The following is a 2516-nucleotide window of genomic DNA, read 5'->3' as shown; positions in this document are numbered from 1 at the left end:
GTCGAACCCGACGTGAAAATCACATACGCCGTATTCGACGCACGCAACGGCGCACGACGATCCGCATCGGTGACCGCGGCATCGGCATACCCCGAGAGGTCGGTCTCGTCCACGACCACAACCGGACGGTTCGCCGTGGTGAATCCGTCCGCCGAACTCGTCAATACACAGACCGGGTCCGCGGTGGCCAGGATGTAGTCCGTGCGGTCGGCGGGCTGCTCCGGGTCCAGCGGCACATACGCACCACCGGCGGTGACCACCGCGTACATCGCCACAACCAGATCCAGCGAGCGCCGCATGCCCAGTGCCACCGGGACGTCCGGTCCGACGCCCAGCGAGATCAGGTGCCGCGCCAGGCGGTTCACCCGGCCGGCGAATGCGGCATAGGACAGACCTGTCCCCTCGAACGCCACCGCGGGCGCTTCCGGAGTGCGTGCCACCCGGTCGGCGAACAGACCGGCCAGGGTCGCGTCCGGATCGACGGCGCGTTCCGGGCCGTACCCGCCGCGCAGTACCGCCGAGGCCTCCAGCGCGTCCAGGAGCGGGAGATCACCCAGCGGCCGCTCCGGCGTCTTGACCACGGCCTTGAGCAACCGGACGAAACGCTGGGCGAACTGCGCGACCGTCTCGCGGTCGAACAGATCGGTCGCGTAGGTGAAGACCGCGTCGATGCCGGCCGTTCCGGTCCGCTCGCCGAGATCCAGCTGGAGATCGAATTTCGCGGTCTCCAAGGGCATCTCGACCGCGCCGATCGCCAGCCCGGACAGCTCGGTGTTCACCGCCGGCGTGTTCTGCATCGCCAGCATCACCTGGAACAGCGGATGCCGGGCCTGCGATCGCACCGGGTTGAGAATCTCGACCAACCGTTCGAACGGCAGATCGGCGTGCCCGAACGCGGCAATATCGGTGCCGCGCACCGAACCCAGCAGCTCGGTGAACCCGGACCCGGAATCGACCGGCGTCCGCAGCACCAGGGTGTTGACGAACATACCGACCAGATCGTCGAGGGCACGTTCACCGCGGCCCGCGATCGGTGTGCCGATCGCGATATCGGTCTCCCCGGACAACCGCGACAGCAGTACCGCGAACGCGGCGTGCACGGCCATGAACAGGGTCGCGCCTTCGGCCCGCGCCAGTTCGGCCAGCCCGGCATGGGTTTCGGCGTCGATCTCGAACGCGTGGGTGGCGCCCCGGCCCGAGGAAATCGCGGGCCGCGCCCGGTCCGCCGGAAGATCCAGCTGATCCGGCAGCCCGGCCAGCTCCCGCGACCAGTACGAGATCTGCTGGGTGATCACCGATTCGGGATCGCCCTCCGACCCCAGTACCTGCCGCTGCCACAGCGCGAAATCGGCGTACTGCACCTCCAGTGGCGCCCAGCCGGGCTCGTCGCCGGCGGTACGCGCCACGTATGCGGTCACCACGTCGCGGAGCAGCGGCGCCATCGAGAAACCGTCACCGGAGATGTGGTGGATGACGAAACCGAGCACATGCTCGGACGCGCCGAGCCGGAAGAGCCGGGCCCGGAACGGCACACTCGAGGTCACATCGAAGCCCGCCATCACCAACTCCGCGAGCCGCGCGGGCAGGTCGGCCGCCGGGACCTCGACCGGCGCCAGCTCCGGCAGCACCTCGGCCGCCGGCAGCACCTGCTGGAACGGCGTCCCGCCGACCTCCGGATAGAAGGTCCGCAGCGATTCGTGCCGCACCAGTACATCGCCGACGGCGGCCGCCAGGGCGGCCGTGTCGAGATCACCGGACAGCCGGACCGCGACCGGGATGTTGTCCACGAACGAATCCGGGTCGAACCGGTTCAGGAACCACATCCGCTGCTGTGCCAGCGACAGCGGTACCCGTTCGACGACTTCGCCCGTCTCCAGGACCTGGGTCGGACGCGGTTGCGGCACCAGCGCCGCCCGCCCGCCGGTCTCGGACCGCAGTTCCGCACGCGCGGCCAGGGCGGCCACGGTGGGCGCTTCGAACAGCGCGCGCACCGGGACGTCGACATCCAGCGCCCGGCCGAGGCGGGCCGCGACCTGGGTCGCGATCAGCGAGTTGCCGCCCAGGGCGAAGAAGTCGTCGTCGGCGCCGATCCGGTCCGCACCGAGCACATCGGCGTAGACACCGGCCACGATCTCCTCGATCGGGGTCGACGGTGCCCGGAACTCTTGCGCCTGGAATTGCGGCTGCGGCAAAGCCTTGCGGTCCAGCTTGCCGGACGGGTTCAACGGGAACTCGTCCAGCTCCAGCACGGTCGCCGGCACCATATAGGCCGGCAGCACCGCACGGACCGCGTCGAGCAATTCCACGGATTCGATCCGTGCGCCCGTCGCGGGCACCGCATAGGCGACCAGTTGCTCGCCCAGCGGCGAGGTCACGACCGTTACCACGGCCTGACCCACCTGCGGTTGTGCCAGCAGGGCGGACTCGATTTCGCCGAGTTCGATGCGCAGACCACGCAACTTCACCTGGAAATCGGTACGACCCAAATACTCCAGCTCACCGGACGCGGTCCACCG

1 protein-coding gene is annotated in these 2516 nt (G+C 69.2%); it reads right to left on the bottom strand.

Annotated features, from left to right (window positions below; genetic code table 11):
• On the bottom strand, positions 1–2516 hold a 2516-nt coding region (locus AB0H42_RS35565; RefSeq protein WP_357064246.1), incomplete at both ends, for a condensation domain-containing protein.

This window comes from Nocardia sp. NPDC050799, assembly GCF_040654015.1.
In the GTDB taxonomy this organism is placed as follows: Bacteria; Actinomycetota; Actinomycetes; order Mycobacteriales; family Mycobacteriaceae; genus Nocardia.
Note: the sequence above shows the minus strand (reverse complement) of the source record. Positions and strands in the feature narration are given on the sequence as shown.